Source organism: Phreatobacter aquaticus, assembly GCF_005160265.1.
Taxonomy (GTDB): Bacteria; Pseudomonadota; Alphaproteobacteria; order Rhizobiales; family Phreatobacteraceae; genus Phreatobacter; species Phreatobacter aquaticus.
Map to the genome: position 1 here is coordinate 3,422,269 of NZ_CP039865.1, position 19,546 is coordinate 3,441,814.

Consider the following 19,546-nt stretch of genomic DNA (forward strand, 5'->3'; position numbering starts at 1 on the left):
GCGAGGGGATTTAGTTGGTTTCGCGCCGAACCGCAACCCGCTCAGCGACACACAATCCCCACAAGAGCCCGCCGAGCACCCAGAAATGGCGCCAATGCTCGGTATCGATGATCTTTCCTTCGAAGGCGAGGCCGGAAAAACTGGCGAAAAGGGCGATGGCCACTGGCTGCGTCGGGCGGAATCGCAGCGATGCGGCCAATCCGACCACCAATGTCAGCCCCACCAGCACGTGATAGGCGATCCCGGCGGTCCAGCCGCCCGACATGAAAGAGTTGAGATAGACGTTGTGCGCATCCTCGGGAAAGAAGCGGCTGAACTGCAGCGGGCCGATGCCATTCGGCAGGTCCAGCGCCATCTGCCAGCCGTAGACGTGCCGGCCGAATCGACCCATCGGCCCGTTGTCATAGGACTGGTTGAAATTGGCGCGCTCGCGCATCAACTCGGCGACCTTGTCGAATGACAGCGCCACCACGATAAGGCCGGCCAGCAGAACGAGACCGGCGGCGCAGACGATGATGATGCGCGCGCGCTCGTGCCGTGAGCGGGCCACCAGAAACAGGAGCGCGATCATCAGCACGGCCGAGAGGCCGAAATGGATCCAGGCGCCGCGCGAGAATGACAGCAAGAGCCCCAGCATGGTGACGCCGAGCACCGCGCCCGCCTTCACCATGGCGCGCCCCGATCCCCGGAAGAACACCTGGATCGCCATCAGCATGGGAAAGATCAGGAAGGGGCCGAAGACATTGGGATCGTTGAACGTGCCCTTGGCGCGGCCGTAGAGCGTGAAGAGGTCGAAGGCGCCGGGGAACAGCCGGAAATAGCCTGCAATGCCGGCAAGGGTGGCGATCAGGGCCGCCAGCGTCCAGCCTTTCACGATGATCGCCAGCCGGGCCTCGGCATTTTCCGCCGCGATCATGGCGAAGAACACCATGGTGATGGCGAGATACCAGGAGACCGCCACCCAGGGCACCACCTTGAGCGAACCAAGCACCGGGATCGCCGCAATCGTCAGGCCCAGGCAATAGGCGACCAGCGTGAAGATCAGCGGCATGTGCACGCGCTGCAGCGTCAGGGCGCCGGTGATGCAGAAGGCACCGATCGCCAGCGCCGCGCCGATCTCATAGGGCGATGGTTCGGCGAACACGAAGGCGCCGCCGACCATCATCAGGAACAGGAGCTTCTGGCGAAAGCCCTCGAACCGCTCGGTCCCATGCGAAAGCCGCCGCGGGGGTGCCGCGGCGGCCGGACCGGGAAGGGCCGAGGTCAGGCTCAAAAGGCGTTCTCGCGGTGGCTCGCCAGCGAGATCGGCGTCTTGGCGAGAATGTAGAGGTCGAACAGGATCGACCAGTTCTCGATGTAATAGAGGTCGTGCTCGACGCGCCGCTGGATCTTCTCCGGCGTGTCGGTCTCGCCGCGCCAGCCATTCACCTGCGCCCAGCCGGTAATGCCGGGCTTCACCTTGTGGCGGGCGAAATAGCCGTCGACCACATCGCCATAGAGCTGGTTGGCCGCCTTGGCATGGACGGCATGGGGGCGGGGACCGACCAGCGACAGGTCGTTCTTGAACACGACGTTGAACAGCTGCGGCAGCTCGTCGATCGAGGTCTTGCGAATGAACCGGCCGACGCGGGTGACGCGCGGGTCGCCCTTGGTGACGAGCTTGGAGGCGGTCGCGTCGCTCATGTCGGTATACATGGAGCGGAACTTGAACACCTCGATCATCTCGTTGTTGAAGCCATAGCGCTTCTGGCGGAAGAACACCGGACCCTTGTTGTCCAGCTTCACGGCGATGGCGGTCAAAAGGAAGATCGGCGACAGCGCGATCAGCGCACAGGTGCCGACAATCTTGTCGAACACCCATTTCAGCACGACGTCCCAGTCCTGGATCGGTTTGTCGAACACGTCGAGCACCGGGACATTGCCGATATAGGAATAGGCGCGCGGTCTGAACCGGAGCTTGGCGGCGTGGGCGGCCAGGCGAATGTCGACCGGCAGCACCCAGAGCTTGCGCAACATGTGCAGCACGCGGGTCTCGGCGGTCATCGGGATGGTGACGATGACAAGGTCGACGCGGGTGCGGCGGGCGAATTCCACCAGATCATCGACAGTGCCGAGTTTCGGCACATTGGCGGCATGCGCTGGCGAACGGACATCGGTGCGGTCGTCGAACGTGCCGCAGATGGTGACGTCGGAATCGCGCTGCGCCTGGATTGAGCGGATCAGCTCTTCCGCGGCTTCGCCGCCGCCCACCACGACGGCGCGGCGCTGCAGACGGCCGGCACGCGACCAGGTCTTGACGATCTGAGCCAGGCCGATGCGGAACACGGCGAGAATGCCGAGGCCGCTCGCATACCAGGTGCCGAGCCAGAAGCGCGACAATTCCTCGCCGGCCTTGAGGAAGAAGGCGACCGCAAAGGCAATGAGAAACACCAGCGTCCAGGCCACCACAAGGCGGCCGAACTGAGCGACATGGGTGCGGAAGACGTGGACGTCGTAGAGGCCCGCTGCCTGGAAGGCGAGGGTCGTCAACATGGCAAGGCCGAACAGGCCGACCGTCGAGGTCCATTGCACGCCGTTGTCGGGATAGACCCAGCCCATATAGATCGTGGCGCCGAGGAACAGGACCAGCGTGAACTCGATCAGGCGGACGATGCCGCCGAGCACGACCGGCGAATAGGCGGCGCCAACTTCTTCACCGGCGATCCGCGCGGCAAGGTCGGAAAGGTCGCGCCGGGGTTCGGCCGGAGATTGCGGTTGGGCCGCGGCTGGCCCTGCGCCTTCTTCGACGGCCTTGATGATGTCGCGTCCGGTAAAGCCAAACATGTCCGGTTCTCTCAACGTCTCGTCCTGAGCCGGCGCGCATCGGAATTCCCGGCACGCACCGAAGTTGCCGGAGGTTAGGTTGGAAACGTTGCTTTTCCTTTAGGAAGGCAGACGCCGGTTGCGCTGCCATGCCCGTATCCTATTGTGGCGCCAGACCGGCACCAGGGGATGATCGTCATGGCCCAGCGCATGGAATGGTGGATGGGCGCGGTGATGGCCGCCACCCTGCAGATTGGTCCGGCAGCGGCGCAGTCCCTGCCGCGAGAGGTGGAGGCGGCACGGCGCAGCGCCGGCGAGGCCTGCATCGGACGTGTCGAATTCGCACCCGGCTATATCCAGATGGTCGATTTCAACGGCGACGGTCGGCCAGATTATCTCGTCAACGAGGAAATGGTGAAATGTCCAGGCGCCCCGCCCTTGTTCTGCGGCTCGGGCGGCTGCAGTTGGGCGCTCTACCTGTCGGGGGCGGGCGGCGGCTACCGCAAGGTGCTCGACGGGCTGGACTACAAGCTGACCATCGAGCGATCGGCGACACCTCCCATCCTGGGAACAGAAGGGCGCGGCGGCAGGAGCCGCTACCAGTGGAACGGACGCGCCATGGCAAGGATCGGTGGCCGCTAAGCGGCGGACGTCACGGCTTCGCCATGGCCTCGCGATAGGCGGCCAGCACGCCCTCGGTCATCGCGCCAATGGAGAAGCCCTCGGCAATGCGCGCCTTGAGCCGACTTGCGGCGGCAGCGGTCTCCTCGGGCGCATCGAGCCGTTGCACAATGGCATTCGCCAGCACCTCCGCATCGCCTGGCGTCACCAGCAGGCCGGCATCGGGGCCGAATATCTCGCCGATCCCACCCACGGCGGTGGCGATCTGGGCCAGGCCGCAGGCACCGGCCTCGAGCACCACATAGGGCAACGATTCCGCGCGCGACGGCACCAGCAGAAGCTTGCCGCGCGCAAAGGCCTCGCGGGCGGGCAGGGCGCCTGGAAAGGTCACCTGATCGGCCAGTCCGAGGGAGGCGGCCATGTCGCGGAATGCCTGTGCCTCTGGCCCGGCGCCGACAATCGTCGCGGTCAAGCGGCGGCCCTGGCCGTTGAGGCGCGTGATAGCCTGCAGCATCACGTCGACGCCCTTCAGGTGGCGCAATTCGCCGATGAACAGGAGGTCGGTCGCGTCCGGGCGCTGGATCACCGGCTCGAATTCGGAGGCGCCGACGCCGTTATGGACGACGCGCACAAGCCCCTTGGGATCGCAGACCTTGGCGGCGAACGTATCGCGGCCATAGGCGCTCTCGAACAGGAACAGGTCGGTACGCTTCGCCAGGAATTCTTCCAGCGTCAGATAGACGAAGCCGACTGCGGTCGAGCGCGAATAGTGCAGGCTACCGCCATGCGGCGTGTAGACCTTGATCCGCTTAGCCCCGACGAGCCGCGCATAGGCGCCGCCCTTGGAGCCATGGCCATGGACGATGTCGATGGAGAGTTCCCTCAATCGGGCGATCACATGCCGGCCAGCCGACCAGTCGGACAGGCCGAGTTCGCGGCTCATCGGCACCCGGCTGACGCCGAAGGCCAGCGTCGGGGCGAGATCAGCCAGCATCCTGTCGGCACGGTCGCCGCCGGTGGAGGCATCGGCGACGATGCCGACGCGATGGCCGCGGGCGGTCTGCTCGGCTGCGAGGTCGACGACATGGCGAAACAGGCCGCCGACCGGCGAGCGCATCACATGGAGGATGGCGAGGCTGTCGAGCGCCACAGGTGTCAGAACCAGCGCTCGCGCACGACGATCGTGTCGCCTGGTACCATCTGGTGGGTGAGGGGCACATCGGCGCGATAGAGCTGGCCGTCGACCTTGCGCGTGACTTCGATGCTCCAGCGATTGGCGCGCGGGGTGAAACCTCCGGCGATGGCGATGGCGTTCTGCACGGTCATGCCGTTGACGAAGGGAAACTGCCCGCCTGCGGTAACCTCGCCCATGATGAAGAAGGGTCGGTAGGTGTCGATCTCGACCGAGACGCTGGGATCGCGGATATAACCGCCGCGCAGCCTGGAGGCGATTTCCCGGCCGAGGGCTTCGGTGGAACGCCCGGAGGCCGGCACCGCACCGATCAGCGGCATGGCGATATTGCCGGTGGAATCGACGGCATAGGAATTGGTCAGGCCTTCCTGGCCGAACACCACGACGCGCAGGCGGTCGCCGGTATCCAGCACATAGGGCCCGCGGGGGGCGATGGCCTCATGGGGCACCAGCGTACCCTGCTCGCGCAAGGGGCCGGCGACGCCGCGGGTCGTGTCGACCAGCGTGCCTGGCCCGGAGGCGGGACGGCCGGCGCAGCCGGCCAGGGCCAGCGCTGCGATGGCCGCAACGAGGAACCGACGCATGACCTTCAGTCCTTGCTAACCACAATGCTCATGGAGAGCGATCATGGCGGAGCGTGGTTAAGAAAGCCTGAGTGGCGCCGGTATTCTGATGCAGGGCCATTTTGAGCATTAACGCGATGGCAACCCTAATGATTTCTGATGCTCGTCGTAATTTGTGCGTGGGCCGAGGGTATCGTGGTCATGGGTGGATGGAGCGGCCGCGAGGCTGATCAGACGGCAGGCGGCCAGGGGCTCGACCTCATGGCGCTGGGGCGCGCCATCTGGGCGAAGCGCCTGTGGATCGCCTTGCCGACTTTGGCGGCGCTGGCCGGCACCTTCGCCGTCGTCTCCGTGGCGCAGCCGACCTATCGATCCGAGACGCGGCTCATCGTCGAAAGCGGCGAAAACCCCTACACCCGTTCGGAGGTCGACCGCTCCAATGGCGGCGACCGTGCTGCCGTCGATCAGGAGGCCGTGCTGAGCCAGGTGCAGCTTGTCCTGTCACGCGATGTCGCGCAGGCGGTCGCCACCCAGCTCGAGCTTGCCCGCCGTCCGGAATTCGATCCGACGCTCCGCGGTTTCAATCCGGTGAAACAGGTTCTGATCCTCATCGGCCTGATGGACGATCCGCTGCGCATGACGGCGGAAGAGCGCGTGCTGAAAAGCTATTACGAGAAGCTGACCGCCTTCCAGGTCGACAAGTCGCGCGTCATCGCCATCCAGTTCGACTCCACCGATCCGCTCTTCGCGGCCGAGGCCGCCAATGTGGTGGCAGCCCGCTTCCTGGAGGCCCAGCAGGCCTCCAAGCGCAGCCAGACCCGCAATGCCTCCGAATGGCTGGCGGGCGAGGTGGAGCAGCTCCGCCGCAAGGTTCAGGACTCCGAGGGCAGGGTGGAGAGCTTCCGCGCCCGGTCGAACCTGTTCGTCGGCTCGAACAATACCAGCCTGACAGGCCAGCAGCTCGCCGAGGTCAACAGCCAGATCGCCGCCGCCCGCGCGCAGCAATCCGATGCCCAGACCCGCTCGCGCCTCCTGCGCGATTTCCTGCGCGCCGGCCGTCCGATCGAATCCGGCGACGTCGTCAATTCCGAGATCATCCGCCGCCTCAACGAGCAGCGCGCAGCCGTCCAGGCCCAGCTTGCCGAACAATCCTCGACGCTCGGGCCGCGCCATCCGCGCATTGCCGAACTGCGCGCCCAGGCAACCAATCTCGACAGCCAGCTGCGCTCCGAAGCCGAGAAGATGGTCCGCGTGCTGGAAAACGATGCGCGCCTTGCAGGCGCCCGGGTCGAAGCCCTGTCGCAGAACCTCGACCAGGCCAAGCGCCAGTCGAGTGATGCGAGCGAGCAGGAGGTCCAGCTGCGGGTGCTGGAGCGTGAGGCCAAATCCCATCGCGACCAGCTGGAGGCGCTGCTCGCCCGCTACCGCGACGCCACCGCCCGCGACAGCCTGAACGCGCTGCCCGCCGATGCCCGCATCGTCTCGCGCGCCACGGTCTCGAACGTGCCGGCCTTCCCCAAGAAGGTCCCGACCATGCTGATCGTCACGCTCGGCACCTTCCTGCTGGCGCTCGGTACCGTCGCGACCCTGGCCCTTCTGGCCTCGCCCGACGGGGCGGAACGGCATGAGCGCAACGAGCCGAATTTCGATGAGGCGGGCGCCGAATCCGAGGCTCATCAGCCGGTCATGCTGGTGTCCGGCCCTGATCTAAGCCCCGAGAGCCTCAACGACGCCGAACCAGCCCTGCGGGAGAGCATCGGTCATGACGGCGATCGCGCAACGGATGGCCCGACCGCCGGCAGTTTCGACGAATTGCTGACGCTTCTGAACAGCGGCACCGCCGAGAAGCGCCGCACCCTGGTGGTCGGCACCGAGGCCGATCTGGTCGCGACCGGCGTCTGTCTCGCCTTCGCCCGCGAACTGGCCAGGAGTGGCAGCAAGGTCGTCATGATCGATTGCGCGGCCAATGGCGCGCTCTCGGCACTGGCCGGACCCGGTGCCGCCGGCCTCGCCGATTTCGCCGATGGCCGCGCCGACCTGCCAGCGATCATCCACCGCGATCCCGCCTCCCGCGCCCATATCGTGCCTGCCGGCAACGGTGAGCCTGACGCCGAGGCCCGCGAGTTCGCGGTCTCGGTCCTTGCCGGCACCTATGACGCCCTGCTGATCCTCGGCGATCGGCTGCCTGCCGATGCGGCGGCCTTCGAGGCGCTGGCAGCGCTTGCCGGTGACGCGGTGATCGTCAGTGCCAGCGACGCGCGCGACCCGAAGGTCGTCAGCGCCTATCGCCGCCTCGATGCCGTCGGTCTGAAACCGGTCGTGGTCATGCTGGCGGAAGCGAATGAGGCGCCTCTTGCCGAGGTCGTCGCGGCCTGAAGCTGAGCGCGATCGGGTCCACGCAGCCCGGCTCCGTCCCCGCTGGCACAATCATGCCAATCCTCGTGCGTCATGCCCGGCCTTGTGCCGGGTATCCACGACGTGAGGCGAGTTGCTGACTGAAAGACGTGGATGGTCGGGACACGCTCGACCATGACGAAGGAGATGTCGGCCAGGCGTTTGAATTCCGAGAGCGGTTCCGGGATGAACAGGGCAGGCGCGATCCCGGGTGTTACCGACCGGCAGCGGCCTTGCCGCGCGCCCGGCGCAGCTTGACGATCAGCGGCCAAAGCCAGTCCGACTGCTTCACCGCCCGCTTGGCGCGCATCGCGAAGGCCTCGACACTGGCCGCGAGCCGGCCCTTCCAGCTCATCGCGATGAACTGGTCGAACAGCGGATCGACGCCGTCGCAGAGGTTCGACTTGTACTGCGCTTCGCCCGCGCCGAGATCGAAGACGCTGAGCCCGCGCGCGCAGCAATGGCGGATGAGGTGGTGGAGCAGCAATTCGCCGGGGCTCTCGCGGGTCATTGGCCCGGTGGTCATGGCATTGAACATGCCCGAGAACCGGCCGCCGGCAACCGTGCCGCCAAACAGCGCGACAGGTTCGTCGCCGACCATCAGCGCCGACAGTTCGATCACCGGACGGCCCTCGGAAAGGCCCCTGGTCGCCGCCTCGATGATGAAGGCGCGGGTGCCGGGTTCGGCAAAGACATTGGCGATGCCGAGTTCGGCGAAGCGGGCCGCCTTCCAGGCGAGGAACAGGTCGGTGAAGCGCTCGACCTCGGCCACGTCGCGGGCGAGCCGGAAGCTCACCGCGCCATGCTCGGCCAGTGCGCGCTCCTTCTTGCGCAGCTTCTTGCGCGAATCCTTCGACACCACCCGCTCGATGACGGCATCGGCGTCCGGTCCAAGCGCGAGGTGATAGCCGAACGAGGGCGAGGGCTGATGCGGCAGGCGCGCAAAGGGATTGGCGAGGCCCGCCCAGCTTTCGGGCTGGCCGGTCAGGCGGAACAGGTCGACCGGGTGCGGGGCCGCCGCCGCGATGTCGCGGAGCACCATCGTCAGCCGGTCCGGCGTCATCGCCTCGGCAAAGGCGGGGCGCCACAGTCCCAGCCCGAAATTGGCGTGGCTCCCGCCCATGAAGCGCGCGCTGGTCAGGCCCCGGCTGGTCGACAGGACAAGCGGCAGCAGCGCCTGCGCGCGCCCGGCATCGTCCGAGATCACCGCAAGACAGGGCGTTTCGTCGCCGGCCAGGTGCCGATGGAAGATCTGCAGCCAGTCGAACGCCTGATAGGCGCTGAACACCGCATCGGCCTCCAGGACGCGCCAGACCGCCTCGACATCGCCGAAAGTGGTGGCAACGCGCACATGGCAGCCGCTGGCGCCAATGCTGCGGGCCGGCAGACCATGGGCGGCAGCGGGGGCGTCGAGGGTCAGGCTCATGAGACAAGGTCCGATACTGATCGAGCTCGAACCTTGCCAGCCAAAGGTCAAGAAAGGGTTGGGCCGACCAGGCTCACGCCTTCAGCGGAATCCAGATCTCGTAGCCGCCGAGGCCCGTCATCGGGTTGAACTCCGCTCCATAGCGTTCCAGCACCGGCGCGTCGGCAACCTCGCGTCCGGATTCTGGCAGCCAGCGCTCCCAGATCGCGGCGAAGACCCCGCGAATGCCCGCGATATGGTCGCCACGCGCGAAGACGGCATAGGTGCTGGCTGGAACGCGCAGCCGCCCGAACTCGGCCGGCAGATCGTCGAAATCGGCAACTGCGACGCCGGCCATATAGTCAAAATTGCCGGCATCGTCGGTGTTGAAGCAGGCGCCGTAGGCGACCTTGCCGATCTGGCCGTCAATGCTGCCCATATGGGCGTTGAGCCGCTCCCAGAGGGCCGGCAGGCCGGCAATCGCTTCGCAATGGAAGCGCTCGACATGGCCTGCGAGCAGCATGGGCGCGCCGACTTCGATGCGTGGTGAGGCAAGGTCGTCGACAAGGGTAAGCGTCATGGTGATGGGCTCCACGAGCGAGAGGGGATTGACGTCCGACTGGTTCCGGACCGCCTCGGGGGTCAGGCTGAACTGGTCGCGGAACGCCCTGGAAAAGGCCTCGTGCGAGCCATAGCCAGCCTCGAGGGCCACTTGGAGAATGTCCGGAGCGCCGTCGGCAAGAGTGCGGGCGGCCTCGCTCAGGCGCCGGGCCCGCATGTAGCGCATCAGGCTTCGGCCGGTGACTGCGGCGAAGGCTCGCGTCAGATGGAACGGTGACACCTGGCAATGCCGTGCCACATCGTCGAGCACGACAGGCGCGGCGAGATGGCTTTCGATGAACCAGACGGCTTTCTCGACGGGTGTCATGCGAGGGTCCTGACTGCGTGTGTCAGTTCTAGGGGAGGCGGAGCGCGCCCGTTTGATCGATCTTGCTGCTCGCGGGACGGGCCCGGCCGGGGTCTTGGCTGTCGTGGCCGCTCAGATAACGCTTCGGCGGCGCGCCCAGCATGCGGCGGAACATGGTGGTGAAGGCCGCCACGCTCTCGTAGCCGAGGTCCATCGCAACCCCGGTGACGGCTTCGCCGCGTGCAAGCCGTGGCAGCGCCGCGAACAGGCAGGCCTGCTGGCGCCATTCGGTCAGGCTGAGACCCGTTTGCGCCCGGAAGGCTCGGGTGAAGGCGCGCCGGCTCATGGCGAGATCGCGGGCCCAGTCGTCGATCCGGGCGGCGGGCGAGGGCGCCTCGATGAAACGGCGGCAAAGAGCGGCAAGCTTCGGGTCGGATGGCATGGCGAGACCGAGCGGCTGTTCGGGCAGGCGCGGGATCTCGCGCAGCATCAGCGCCATGACCAGGCCCGCCCGGCTGGTCGGCTCGGGATCGATCGGCAGCGTCACCGCCTCGATGATCAGGGCGCGCATCAGGTCGGTGATCGCGACGACGCGCACCACCTCCGGCAGGCCGTCGATGGCGCCGGGCGTCACATAGACCGAGCGCATCTTCACATCGCCGAGGATCTCCACCTCGTGGAACACGCCAGCCGGGATCCACAGGCCATATTGCGGCGGGATGATCCAGCGCCCGGCATCGGTCACCACCACGACCACGCCGTCTAGGGCGTTCATCAGCTGGCCGCGGGTATGGTTGTGCCGCTTGATCCGCCAGCCGCCGGGATAGTCGCTCGCGAGCGCCACCGTCTCGCCGCTCGCCTGTTCGAGGACAGTGCGGCGGGCAAGATCGATGTCGATCTCGCGGGAGGGATCGGGACGGCGCATGGTCAGGTGTTCCGAACGGCGAGGCTGGCCCAGTCGCGAAAGAAACTGACCAGATCACGCAAGCAGGACGGACCGCAAGGTCTATCGTGCAGATCCCGGCCGCCGCGCGCGTCGCCGGCCTGAAGGACCGTGCCGACCATGACCCATGCCGCTGCCCCCGCCGGCCGTCCCGCCGCTGACCAGACCGCTTTCACGATCATCGCGGCCCTGTCGTTCTCCCACATGTTGAACGACCTGATGCAGTCGCTGATCCCGGCGATCTATCCGATGCTCAAGGAGAATTATGCGCTCGATTTCGCGCAGATCGGCCTCTTGACGCTCGCCTTCAACACGACGGCCTCGCTGTTCCAGCCGATCGTCGGCCTCTATACCGACAAGCACCCGCAGCCCTATTCGCTGACCATCGGCATGGGCTTCTCGCTGGTTGGCCTGATCCTCCTGGCCAATGCCAATGCCTATTGGCTGCTGCTGATCGCGGCCTCGCTGGTGGGGCTGGGATCCGCGGTGTTCCACCCGGAATCCTCCCGCATGGCGAGGCTTGCCTCAGGTGGCCGCCATGGGCTTGCCCAGTCGTTGTTCCAGGTCGGTGGCAATGTCGGCTCCGCCATCGGTCCGCTGCTCGCAGCCCTCATCGTGCTGCCGAGGGGCCAGGGCGCGGTTGCCTGGTTCTCGCTAGCGGCCATGGTGGCGATGATCGTGCTGTTCCGGGTCGGCGGCTGGTATGTCCGGCACCGCGCCGCCAGCGCCGCGCGGCCGGCCGCAGCCGTCAGGCCGCTCATCCTGCCGCGCGCCGTCGTCACGCGCTCGATCACGGTCCTCGGCCTGCTGGTCTTCTCGAAATACGTCTATCTCTCCAGCCTGACGAGCTATTACACCTTCTACACGATGCACAAATTCGCGCTCTCGGTGCGCGATGCGCAGATGCTCCTGTTCGTGTTTCTCGGCGCGGTGGCGGTCGGCACCATCATTGGCGGACCCATCGGCGACCGCGTCGGCCGCAAGCCGGTGATCTGGGGGTCGATCCTCGGCACGTTGCCCTTCACCCTGGCGCTGCCCTACGCGAGCCTGCCCTGGACAGTGGTTCTCACCATCATCATCGGGCTGATCATGGCCTCGGCCTTCTCCGCCATCATCGTGTTCGCGCAGGAACTGGTGCCGGGCAAGGTCGGCCTGATCGGTGGCCTGTTCTTCGGCTTCGCCTTCGGCATGGGCGGCATCGGGGCTGCGGTGCTCGGCATTGTCGCCGACTGGAAGGGCATCGACTTCGTCTACCGCGTCTGCGCCTTCCTGCCGCTGATCGGGCTCCTGACCATCTTCCTGCCGGATATGGCGAAGGAGCGGGCGAAGGCGGCGGGGGCAAGCTAGACGATGCGGACGTCAAGGCTGATGCTGCGCTGCGTCATGTTCTGACAAACAAAACCAGGCGATTGTCACATTGCCGTAGCGTCAGAGCGTGCTAGCCTGACCATCTGGTCACTGCCAGCACAGGAGTTCGGCATGAGCATTTTCAGTTCCATTCTCGACAAGATCCTTCCGGGCCGCGCGCACGCCGCCCCGGCTCCCGCTGCGCCCGCTGCTGGCGCCGCCCCCGCGGCAGCCCCTGGCGCTGCTCCTGCCGCTGCCGGTGCTGCACCGGCCGGCCCCCCGGTCGATGTGTCCGCCATGTTGACGGATCTCGCCGCCAAGGCCGGCCAGCCGCTGAACTGGCAGACCTCGATCGTCGACCTTCTCAAGCTCTTGAACCTTGATTCCAGCCTCACCGCCCGCAAGGAACTCGCCAAGGAGCTGCACTATACCGGTTCCACCGACGACACCGCGACGATGAACGTCTGGCTGATCAAGGAAGTCATGAAGCAGCTCGCCGCGAACGGCGGCAAGGTTCCCGATTCCCTGAAGCATTGAGGTTTTGGGCCGCAATCTCTGCGGCCTATGCCTTCCCGAAAGCGCCGCCGGAGCAATCCGGCGGCGTTTTCGTGTCTCAGCGCGTCTGTCTGGCGGCGATATCCGCGCGCAGCGCTGCCACCTCGCGCATCAGGCCGTCGATCCGTTCGGCCATGGCCGCATCCGATCCGGCGGGATGGGTGAGCTTGGGTTGCGCATCGCCGGTCTCCTCGTCCAGCGCCGTCACCACCACGCCGATGAACAGGTTGAGCGCCATGAAGGCCGACACGACCATGAAGGTGATGACAAAGACGAAGCCGTAAGGGTGGCCCTTCTCGGTCAGCGGCTTGACGATACCGCCCGCCCAGTCGTCGAAGGTCATCGCCTGGAACAGCGTGAAGCTGGAGGCGCCGATCGAGCCGAACAGCTCCGGATTGGTCTCGCCGAACAGCTTGGTGCCGATCACCGCGAAGACATAGAAGATCAGCGTCAGCAGCAGCGCGATCGACCCCATGCCGGGCAGGGCATGGATGAGGCCTGCCACCACCCGCCGGAGCGATGGGATCGCGGTGACCAGCCTGAGCACCCTGAGTACGCGCAGGGCTCGCAGCACGGAGAGCGCGCCGGTGGCCGGGATGATCGCGATAGCGACCACGATCAGATCGAACACGCTCCAGGGATCGCGGATGAAGTGCCGGCCATTGACCGCCATCCGGGCGATCAGCTCGATCACGAAGACCGCAAGGATCACCCGGTCGATCGCATCAAGCAGCGGTCCGACCGCCGCCACGGCAGCAGGGCTCGTCTCCAGCCCCAGCGTCACCGCATTGATCAGGATGAGGACGAGGATCACCCGCTCGAAGCGCGGATGGGCAATGAAACTGGCAAGACGCTGGAACATGGGGTCTCCGGGAATCCGCTTCAGAGCATCCATGCGAGAGCCTGCGGCGTCCAGCCTCACCAAACCGCAAAGCCAGTTTTCCCATGTGTTTCCCACATGCTCTGTCGCTCAGTGCGGTGGACGGATACCCCAGGGGCCGCGCGCCTCCACCATCTGGGGCAGCGCCTCCCGGTCGGCCATGGCGGGCGGACGTGGCGGCATGGCCTGCGGCAGCCGTCCGCCGGCGGTCGCCGCCAGCGCCTGCACGCGCTTGGTGACCGAGGGATGGGTCGAGAACAGGTCGGAAAAGGCATTGTCCGGGTCGTTCTCGACGCACATGTCCATGATGCCCGACGGCACGCCGTCGATATCGGCGCGGCCGGATATCTTGAGCAGCGCCGAGATCATGGCGTCCGGGTTCTTGGTCAGCTCCACCGCGCCGGCATCGGCAAGGTATTCTCGCGCCCTGGACAGCGAGAGGCGGACGATGATCGCCAGCACCCAGGAGGCCACGATGATCGCGATGCCGATCAGCACGGCCGCGCCGCCGCCCTTGCGGTCGTCGCGGCTGGACGACGAGGAAAACCGCAGTCCGCCTTGCGTGAACATCCGGAACACGATCTCGCCGACCAGCGACAGGACGCCGGCGATCACCACGGCGATGATCATCATCCTGACGTCGCCATTGCGGATATGGGTCAGCTCATGGGCGAGCACCGCCTCGATCTCGGCATCGTCGAGATTTGCGATCAGACCGGTGGTGACCGTGATGGTGAACTGCTTCTCGTTGACCCCGCTGGCGAAGGCGTTCAGCGCCTCGCTGTCCAGGATCGCCAGCTTCGGCATGGTCAACCCGCGCGAGATGCAGAGGTTTTCCAGCATTTTGTAGAGCTTCGGATTGTCCTCGCGGCCGATGCCGCGCGCGCCCGACATCAGCCCGATCATTCCGACATTGAAGCGAAAGCCGATGAACACCCAGGCGAGCGTGCCGAGCGTCACGAAGGGCAGGGCGACCAGGAAGGTGCGCCCGGTCGCAGCCGCCGCGCTCTCACCGGCTGTGACGAACCCAAGTCCATAGGCCACCAGGATCAGCCCATAGGCCATGGCATAGGCGAGCACGAACAGGCCGGCGAGCAGGAAGCCCGAGCGGATGCGGTTGCGGCGGATATGGCCATAGAGCCCGAAGGCCTGCCCCACCATGACTTAAGCCTCAGAACTTGACGGTCGGGGCCTGGTCGAGCTGGGCGCGCGCTTCCGTGCCGACGTCGAAGAAGTCGCGCGGTTGAAAGCCCATCGACGCTGCGAACAGCGCCGCTGGAAAGGCCTGGATCGAGGCATTGTATTCGCTGACAGCATTGTTGAAGAAGCGCCGGGCGGCGGCGAGCTTGTTCTCCACATCGGCGAGCTGCTGCTGCAGCTCCTGGAAATTGACGCTGGCCTTCAGGTCCGGATAGGCCTCGGCGAGCGCCATCAGGCGGCCGACAGCGCCCGACAATTGCTGTTCGGCGGCGGCCTGCGCCTGCGGACCCTGGGCGGCTACCGCCGCGTTGCGGGCATTCACGACAGCCTCCAGCGTGCCGCGCTCGTGGGAGGCATAGCCCTTCACGGTCTCGACCAGGTTGGGGATGAGGTCGTGGCGCTGCTTCAGCTGCACGTCGATGTCGGCGAAGGCCTGGGCCACCCGCTGCCTCAAGCCCACGAGGCCGTTATAGGTGAAGATGACATAGACGACGGCGAGGACGATCAGTCCGAGAATGGCCCAACCCATGGTCTGCTCCTGTGGCGATCGAGGACAAGGACCCTCGCACGATGCGCCGCCCCGCGCAAAACCCGCGAGAGGGCCGTTTAGTTCCTGAGCACTGCGCAGGCGCCGCCGGCACCCCGGATGCGCTCGCAGAGGGCGTCGGCTGCCCGCCGCGATGGTGCGGGCGCCCTGACACGGTAATAGGTCGCCCGGCCGAAGCTGCGGAGCCGCGACCCCAGGATCATCGGCTGGACGTTGCCCAGAATGCCGGCGAGCCGGGCCCGGGCGCGGCCATAGCTCGCCAGCGCCACCGAGCGCGAGAAATGGCCGGCAAGCTGCACGCCCCAGGGGGCAAATGGGCCTTCCGCGATCGCAGGCGTGCCGGCGCCGCCGGGCCGGCGGATCTGCGCCGTCACCATCAGGCAGGTCTGCGGTGGATGATCGTGCAGGCCATCCGTGGGTTGAACCGGCCGGCGGCTCTCCTCGAGCCAGGATTCCGGCGAGCGTCCTGTGATCTTCCACACATAGTCCAGCGTCTCCGCCGGCAGCGAGCGTCCCTCGAGAAAGCCCTGCACGCGGTTCGGCCCGGCATTGTAGGCGGCGGCGGCCAGCCCCCAATTGCCGAAGCGCTTCATCAGGTCGGCCAGGAACGAGGCCGAATGGGCAATCGCCTGCTCCGGATCGAAGGGATCGGCGAGGCCGCGCTCGGCGGCGGTTCCGGGCATGAACTGCGCCACACCCTGCGCACCCGCCGGGCTCACCGCCCGCAGGCGGAAGCCGCTCTCGGCGAAGATCAGGCGGGTGAAGAAATGGACGGGCAGGCCGCGGGTACGCGCATTGCCCTCGATCAGCCGGCAGAGCGACTGCTCCAGCGTCTCGCCGTCGGGTGCCTGCGCGACGGCGGGCGTCGCGAGCGCGAGCAGCATGGCAGCAAGGATGAACCATCGAGCCTGCAAGGCGGTCCCCGTCGTGCATCGATGTTTCGGGCTTACCACGGTGGGCGAGGGCGGACAAAACAGGCTCAGGCAGCGGCCCGCTTCGGCGAAACCACCGCCACCAGCACGCCGAGCAGGATCAGCGCGCCGGAGCCGACGAGATGCAGCGTCAGCGGCTCGCCGAGCAGCAGGGTCGCGCCGACAGCTGCGATCACCGGGGCGGTCAGCTGGACGACGGCGGCCTGCGCGCCGGTGGCGCCCCTGACAGCACGGTACCACACGACATAGCCAAGCCCGGAGGCCAGCGCGCCCGAGGCAAGGCCGGCCGCGAGGCCCAAGAGGGTCCATGTCTCCAGGGTCAGCGCCGCCGCGATCATCGCGACGCCCAGCGGTGCCGCCCGCAGAAAATTGCCGGCGGTCGCGCCGATCGGATCGGGCTCGCCCTTGCCGCGCAGCGAATAGATGCCCCAGGCGAGGCCCGAAAGTGTCATCAGGGCCGCGGCCAGCGGGTCGGGCGCGCCGAGGCGCGGGAAGACCAGCGCCACGAAGCCGGCAAAGGCCGCGCCGATGCCGAGCCACTCGATCAGGCCCGGCCGCTCGCCACGCATCAGCGACCACGAGATCATCGTGATCTGCACCATGGCGAACAGGATCAGCGCGCCGATGGCCGCCCCCAGCCGCACATAGGCCAGCGAAAAGGCGACCGCATAGCCGGCCAGCGCCAGCGCCGATGCCCAGCTGCCGGGAAGCCCGCGGCCGAGCCTGCCTTCGCGCGCCATCAGCAGGGACAGAACGACGGCTGCCGCCACCAGCCTCACGCCGGTGAAGGCGAGCGGCCCCATCGCGCCATCGGCGAGCGCGAGACGCGCCAGAAGCGAGTTGGCGGCGAACGCCACCATGGCGACCGTGGTGAGGAGTAAGGGCATGGGATGTGCCAGGGAACGGGAGGTTCTTTCTACAGGCTGATCGACGTGGCGGCAGCACGTCTCTCGACCGATGGCCCGACGGGCCGATATCTGGCGCGCATGACTGTGGGCGACGGTAGAAAGCGGTGTCTTTGCGGATTGACGTAAGGTTGGCGGCCACTCACTGTCCGCCCGCGCTGTGCACCGATCAGTCATACCGTCGCTCTTCAGCACCGCCGGCGCCAGACGGTTCCCTTAAGGACGATTCAATGCGTTCCCTTGCTCTGGCGGCCTTCGCGGCAGCCTCTCTCTTTGCCTCCGTCGAGGCCCATGCCCAGGCCCAGCAGAATTTCGCGATGGTCAACCGCTCGGGCGCTCAGATCGACGAGGTCTATGTCAGCGCGTCCAATCGTGACAGCTGGGGCCGCGACATCCTGGGCGACGGCGTGATGCCGTCGGGCACCCGCCGCAACATCACCTTCCCGCGCGGCACGCGCGCTTGCGAGTTTGACATCCGCGTCGTGTTCGCCAATGGCCAGCGCCGCGAGACGCGCGGCGTCGACCTCTGCCAGGTCTCGACCGTCACGGTCACCCCGAGCGGCCGCTTCGCCACCGAGTGAGGCGAGGGCCGACTGGCCCGACCCATCAACCCGGCCCTGGCGACAGGGCCGGGTTTTTTGTGCTCGGAGTCGGCGTTATCGCCGCTTCAGAAGGATGAACAGGTTGTCGCCGGTGCTGTAATGGAGGCCCCAGCGGCTGAGCGGCGGCTTCGGCCCGCCGAAGCGCCGGATCTCCGCGTAGGCGGCGAGCGCCTGCGGAAACCGTTCGGCCAGCAGCGTCAGTTCGGCTGGTCGCATCACCACATAGGTCGGCCTGAGCGCATCCACGATGCCCTCCAGCGTGCCGGTCGGCTTCATGCCGCGCTGGGCTGCCACCGCTATCGGCGAGCCGAGGCCCGGAAAATCATAGGTCGTCTTGTTGCGGGCAAACCAGCCGATATAGCCGAGCGGCTCAAGGCTGACGGTGTTGTTCGGCCCCATCATCTCGTTCAGGGCAAGGCCGATGGGCGTGCGCACGCTGTCCTCGATCTGCGTCTGCCATTCCTTCTCGATGGGAAACGAGAAGGGGATATGCATGGCATAGGCAAAGGCCAGCGCCGAACCAAGCACCAGGCTGGTCCGCTGGCTGAGCCAGGACGCGCCATAGCCGGCCATGACGGCACCAATCGCCGTGAATGGCGGCAGGTACCACATGTAATAGGCCGGCACGAGAGCGCTTGCCCGATAGATGAGGAACACAATCCCGAAGCCGGCGATGGCCAGCACGCGCTTGTCTTCACGCGCGGCGCGCACCAGACCCATGAGGCAGAGCACGATCACCACGCTCACGATGGGCAGCAGCACATAATCGGGCAGCGGCGCCTTGTCGATGAAGGTCATCTGCCAGAACGGCGCGAAATGGCGCCACCATTGCAGCACGTATTCGAGCGGGGCGAGCCAGCCGAAACTGCCGGTGACGATCTGGAACGACTGGCTCTTGGCGACGATCGTGTGGGGAACCGGCGAGCCGTAATAGAGCGTCGCGAACAGGAACCATGGCCCGCCGACCAGCAACGTTCCGAGCACCACCTTCGGCACCTGCCGCCAGTCGATCAGCAGCACGGTGAGCCCGACGATCGGCAGCCAGAAGACGAATTCCGGCCGGCACAGCATTCCGGCGCCGCTGGCAAAGCCCAGCCGCCACCAGCGGGACGCCAGCAGATAATGGGCATTGGCCAGCGCCACGGCGACGACCACCTGCGTCTCCATGCCGGCCATGCCGAAGAAGATGTGGTGCTGGTCGAGTGCGAGATAGCCGAGCACCATGATCAGCGCACCGGTGGAGAAGCCCAGCCGCCGGCCGATCTCATTGGCGTAATAGAGCGCCGGGATAACGGCGAACAGGCTCACCAGTTTCTGGAAGGCGAGCCCCTGGCCCACCGCCTCGCCGATCAGCGGCGCCAGGATGCTGGCCGCCGAGGTGAAGGATTGGACGCGCGGCTCGCTGATGTGATGGGTGAGACCGTAACCCTCCCAGGCATTGCGTGCCGAGGTCAGCGTAATCAGCGCGTCTTCCCAGGTGCGGCCTGTATAGAGCCAGAAAACCAGGCGTGAGACGAGGGCAGCCAGCAAGAAAACCGAAAAAACCGGATTGTCCCGCAAGTATCGAATGGCTTTCTGCATGCCGGTATTCCAGTGTGATGCCGCCGTGACCGCGGCATGACGTTGGATGCCCTGCGGGGCGTTCGGCGATAGCCTGCGCGGGCGTCGATGTCCAGTCGGCCGGATGGGCAGGTCTGATGCGGCTTCAGCGGGGCAGGGCGCGCATGGACGAGAAGATGGTGACCCTGCGG

At 66.6% G+C, this 19,546-nt stretch carries 18 protein-coding genes; 5 read left to right on the plus strand and 13 right to left on the minus strand.

The window, feature by feature from the left end:
• Positions 1-10: 10 nt before the first annotated feature.
• Positions 11-1,273: an O-antigen ligase family protein gene (locus E8L99_RS16155; protein WP_137100510.1), complete on the minus strand. Its 1,263-nt coding sequence runs from the start codon at positions 1,271-1,273 to the stop codon at positions 11-13.
• A complete protein-coding gene (locus tag E8L99_RS16160; RefSeq protein ID WP_137100511.1) occupies positions 1,270-2,823 on the minus strand; it encodes an undecaprenyl-phosphate glucose phosphotransferase in 1,554 nt (517 codons plus the stop codon). The genes E8L99_RS16155 and E8L99_RS16160 overlap by 4 nt, the downstream gene beginning before the upstream one ends.
• Before the next feature lie 177 nt (positions 2,824-3,000).
• Here E8L99_RS16160 and E8L99_RS16165 point away from each other — a divergent pair, with 177 nt between their 5' ends.
• Complete coding sequence (locus tag E8L99_RS16165) at positions 3,001-3,444, plus strand: hypothetical protein (RefSeq protein WP_137100512.1); 444 nt, start codon at positions 3,001-3,003, stop codon at positions 3,442-3,444.
• A gap of 10 nt (positions 3,445-3,454) precedes the next feature.
• Here E8L99_RS16165 and E8L99_RS16170 read toward each other — a convergent pair whose 3' ends face one another.
• Entirely contained in the window at positions 3,455-4,573 is a 1,119-nt protein-coding gene (locus E8L99_RS16170) for a glycosyltransferase (RefSeq protein ID WP_252511133.1), read from the minus strand.
• A 5-nt stretch (positions 4,574-4,578) separates the two neighbouring features.
• Complete coding sequence (locus tag E8L99_RS16175; protein ID WP_210421770.1) at positions 4,579-5,199, minus strand: polysaccharide biosynthesis/export family protein; 621 nt, start codon at positions 5,197-5,199, stop codon at positions 4,579-4,581.
• A gap of 138 nt (positions 5,200-5,337) precedes the next feature.
• Here E8L99_RS16175 and E8L99_RS16180 point away from each other — a divergent pair, with 138 nt between their 5' ends.
• The gene (locus E8L99_RS16180; RefSeq protein WP_137100514.1) at positions 5,338-7,554 is read left to right on the plus strand and encodes a GumC family protein; all 2,217 of its coding nucleotides are present in this window, start codon (positions 5,338-5,340) and stop codon (positions 7,552-7,554) included.
• Positions 7,555-7,786: 232 nt separating this feature from the next.
• Here the strand turns inward: E8L99_RS16180 and E8L99_RS16185 are convergent, their stop codons facing one another.
• The 3 genes from E8L99_RS16185 to E8L99_RS16195 all read right to left on the minus strand — a co-directional run bounded on the left by E8L99_RS16185 (position 7,787) and on the right by E8L99_RS16195 (position 10,809).
• On the minus strand, positions 7,787-8,998 hold the full coding sequence (locus tag E8L99_RS16185) for a GNAT family N-acetyltransferase (RefSeq protein WP_137100515.1): 1,212 nt from the start codon (positions 8,996-8,998) through the stop codon (positions 7,787-7,789).
• 73 nt (positions 8,999-9,071) lie between these two features.
• Positions 9,072-9,905 carry an AraC family transcriptional regulator gene (locus E8L99_RS16190; RefSeq protein WP_137100516.1) on the minus strand — a complete coding sequence of 278 codons (834 nt, stop codon included), beginning with the start codon at positions 9,903-9,905 and terminating at the stop codon, positions 9,072-9,074.
• 28 nt (positions 9,906-9,933) lie between these two features.
• Positions 9,934-10,809, minus strand: a complete 876-nt coding sequence (locus E8L99_RS16195) for an AraC family transcriptional regulator (protein ID WP_137100517.1) — start codon at positions 10,807-10,809, stop codon at positions 9,934-9,936.
• A 138-nt stretch (positions 10,810-10,947) separates the two neighbouring features.
• On the opposite strand from E8L99_RS16195, the gene E8L99_RS16200 reads away from it, so the two are divergent.
• Together E8L99_RS16200 and E8L99_RS16205 are read left to right on the plus strand one after the other, a co-directional pair.
• A complete protein-coding gene (locus E8L99_RS16200; protein ID WP_137100518.1) occupies positions 10,948-12,174 on the plus strand; it encodes an MFS transporter in 1,227 nt (408 codons plus the stop codon).
• Between the two features lie 132 nt (positions 12,175-12,306).
• Positions 12,307-12,711, plus strand: coding sequence for a DUF3597 domain-containing protein (locus E8L99_RS16205; protein WP_137100519.1), 405 nt, complete (start codon positions 12,307-12,309; stop codon positions 12,709-12,711).
• A 76-nt stretch (positions 12,712-12,787) separates the two neighbouring features.
• Here the strand turns inward: E8L99_RS16205 and E8L99_RS16210 are convergent, their stop codons facing one another.
• The 5 genes from E8L99_RS16210 to E8L99_RS16230 form a co-directional block, all read right to left on the minus strand.
• Complete coding sequence (locus tag E8L99_RS16210) at positions 12,788-13,591, minus strand: ion transporter (RefSeq protein ID WP_137100520.1); 804 nt, start codon at positions 13,589-13,591, stop codon at positions 12,788-12,790.
• A gap of 108 nt (positions 13,592-13,699) precedes the next feature.
• Positions 13,700-14,770 carry a M48 family metallopeptidase gene (locus tag E8L99_RS16215; RefSeq protein ID WP_137100521.1) on the minus strand — a complete coding sequence of 357 codons (1,071 nt, stop codon included), beginning with the start codon at positions 14,768-14,770 and terminating at the stop codon, positions 13,700-13,702.
• A gap of 10 nt (positions 14,771-14,780) precedes the next feature.
• Complete coding sequence (locus tag E8L99_RS16220) at positions 14,781-15,338, minus strand: LemA family protein (RefSeq protein ID WP_137100522.1); 558 nt, start codon at positions 15,336-15,338, stop codon at positions 14,781-14,783.
• Positions 15,339-15,415: 77 nt separating this feature from the next.
• Positions 15,416-16,240, minus strand: a complete 825-nt coding sequence (locus tag E8L99_RS16225) for a lytic transglycosylase domain-containing protein (protein ID WP_137102154.1) — start codon at positions 16,238-16,240, stop codon at positions 15,416-15,418.
• A 95-nt stretch (positions 16,241-16,335) separates the two neighbouring features.
• Positions 16,336-17,175: a DMT family transporter gene (locus E8L99_RS16230; protein WP_137100523.1), complete on the minus strand. Its 840-nt coding sequence runs from the start codon at positions 17,173-17,175 to the stop codon at positions 16,336-16,338.
• A 248-nt stretch (positions 17,176-17,423) separates the two neighbouring features.
• Between E8L99_RS16230 and E8L99_RS16235 the strand changes: the two genes are divergently transcribed.
• Complete coding sequence (locus tag E8L99_RS16235; RefSeq protein ID WP_137100524.1) at positions 17,424-17,774, plus strand: hypothetical protein; 351 nt, start codon at positions 17,424-17,426, stop codon at positions 17,772-17,774.
• Between the two features lie 75 nt (positions 17,775-17,849).
• On the opposite strand, the gene E8L99_RS16240 is transcribed toward E8L99_RS16235, so the two are convergent.
• Positions 17,850-19,376, minus strand: coding sequence for a hypothetical protein (locus E8L99_RS16240; RefSeq protein WP_137100525.1), 1,527 nt, complete (start codon positions 19,374-19,376; stop codon positions 17,850-17,852).
• Between the last annotated feature and the right edge of the window lie 170 nt (positions 19,377-19,546).

Coding starts and splice junctions, on each gene's coding strand:
- E8L99_RS16160 (WP_137100511.1), bottom strand. CDS start 2,823: ATGTTTGGCTTTACCGGACGCGACATCATCAAGGCCGTCGAAGAAGGC.
- E8L99_RS16165 (WP_137100512.1), top strand. CDS start 3,001: ATGGCCCAGCGCATGGAATGGTGGATGGGCGCGGTGATGGCCGCCACC.
- E8L99_RS16175 (WP_210421770.1), bottom strand. CDS start 5,199: ATGCGTCGGTTCCTCGTTGCGGCCATCGCAGCGCTGGCCCTGGCCGGC.
- E8L99_RS16180 (WP_137100514.1), top strand. CDS start 5,338: ATGCTCGTCGTAATTTGTGCGTGGGCCGAGGGTATCGTGGTCATGGGT.
- E8L99_RS16185 (WP_137100515.1), bottom strand. CDS start 8,998: ATGAGCCTGACCCTCGACGCCCCCGCTGCCGCCCATGGTCTGCCGGCC.
- E8L99_RS16190 (WP_137100516.1), bottom strand. CDS start 9,905: ATGACACCCGTCGAGAAAGCCGTCTGGTTCATCGAAAGCCATCTCGCC.
- E8L99_RS16195 (WP_137100517.1), bottom strand. CDS start 10,809: ATGCGCCGTCCCGATCCCTCCCGCGAGATCGACATCGATCTTGCCCGC.
- E8L99_RS16200 (WP_137100518.1), top strand. CDS start 10,948: ATGACCCATGCCGCTGCCCCCGCCGGCCGTCCCGCCGCTGACCAGACC.
- E8L99_RS16205 (WP_137100519.1), top strand. CDS start 12,307: ATGAGCATTTTCAGTTCCATTCTCGACAAGATCCTTCCGGGCCGCGCG.
- E8L99_RS16210 (WP_137100520.1), bottom strand. CDS start 13,591: ATGTTCCAGCGTCTTGCCAGTTTCATTGCCCATCCGCGCTTCGAGCGG.
- E8L99_RS16215 (WP_137100521.1), bottom strand. CDS start 14,770: ATGGTGGGGCAGGCCTTCGGGCTCTATGGCCATATCCGCCGCAACCGC.
- E8L99_RS16220 (WP_137100522.1), bottom strand. CDS start 15,338: ATGGGTTGGGCCATTCTCGGACTGATCGTCCTCGCCGTCGTCTATGTC.
- E8L99_RS16225 (WP_137102154.1), bottom strand. CDS start 16,240: ATGCTGCTCGCGCTCGCGACGCCCGCCGTCGCGCAGGCACCCGACGGC.
- E8L99_RS16230 (WP_137100523.1), bottom strand. CDS start 17,175: ATGCCCTTACTCCTCACCACGGTCGCCATGGTGGCGTTCGCCGCCAAC.
- E8L99_RS16235 (WP_137100524.1), top strand. CDS start 17,424: ATGCGTTCCCTTGCTCTGGCGGCCTTCGCGGCAGCCTCTCTCTTTGCC.
- E8L99_RS16240 (WP_137100525.1), bottom strand. CDS start 19,376: ATGCAGAAAGCCATTCGATACTTGCGGGACAATCCGGTTTTTTCGGTT.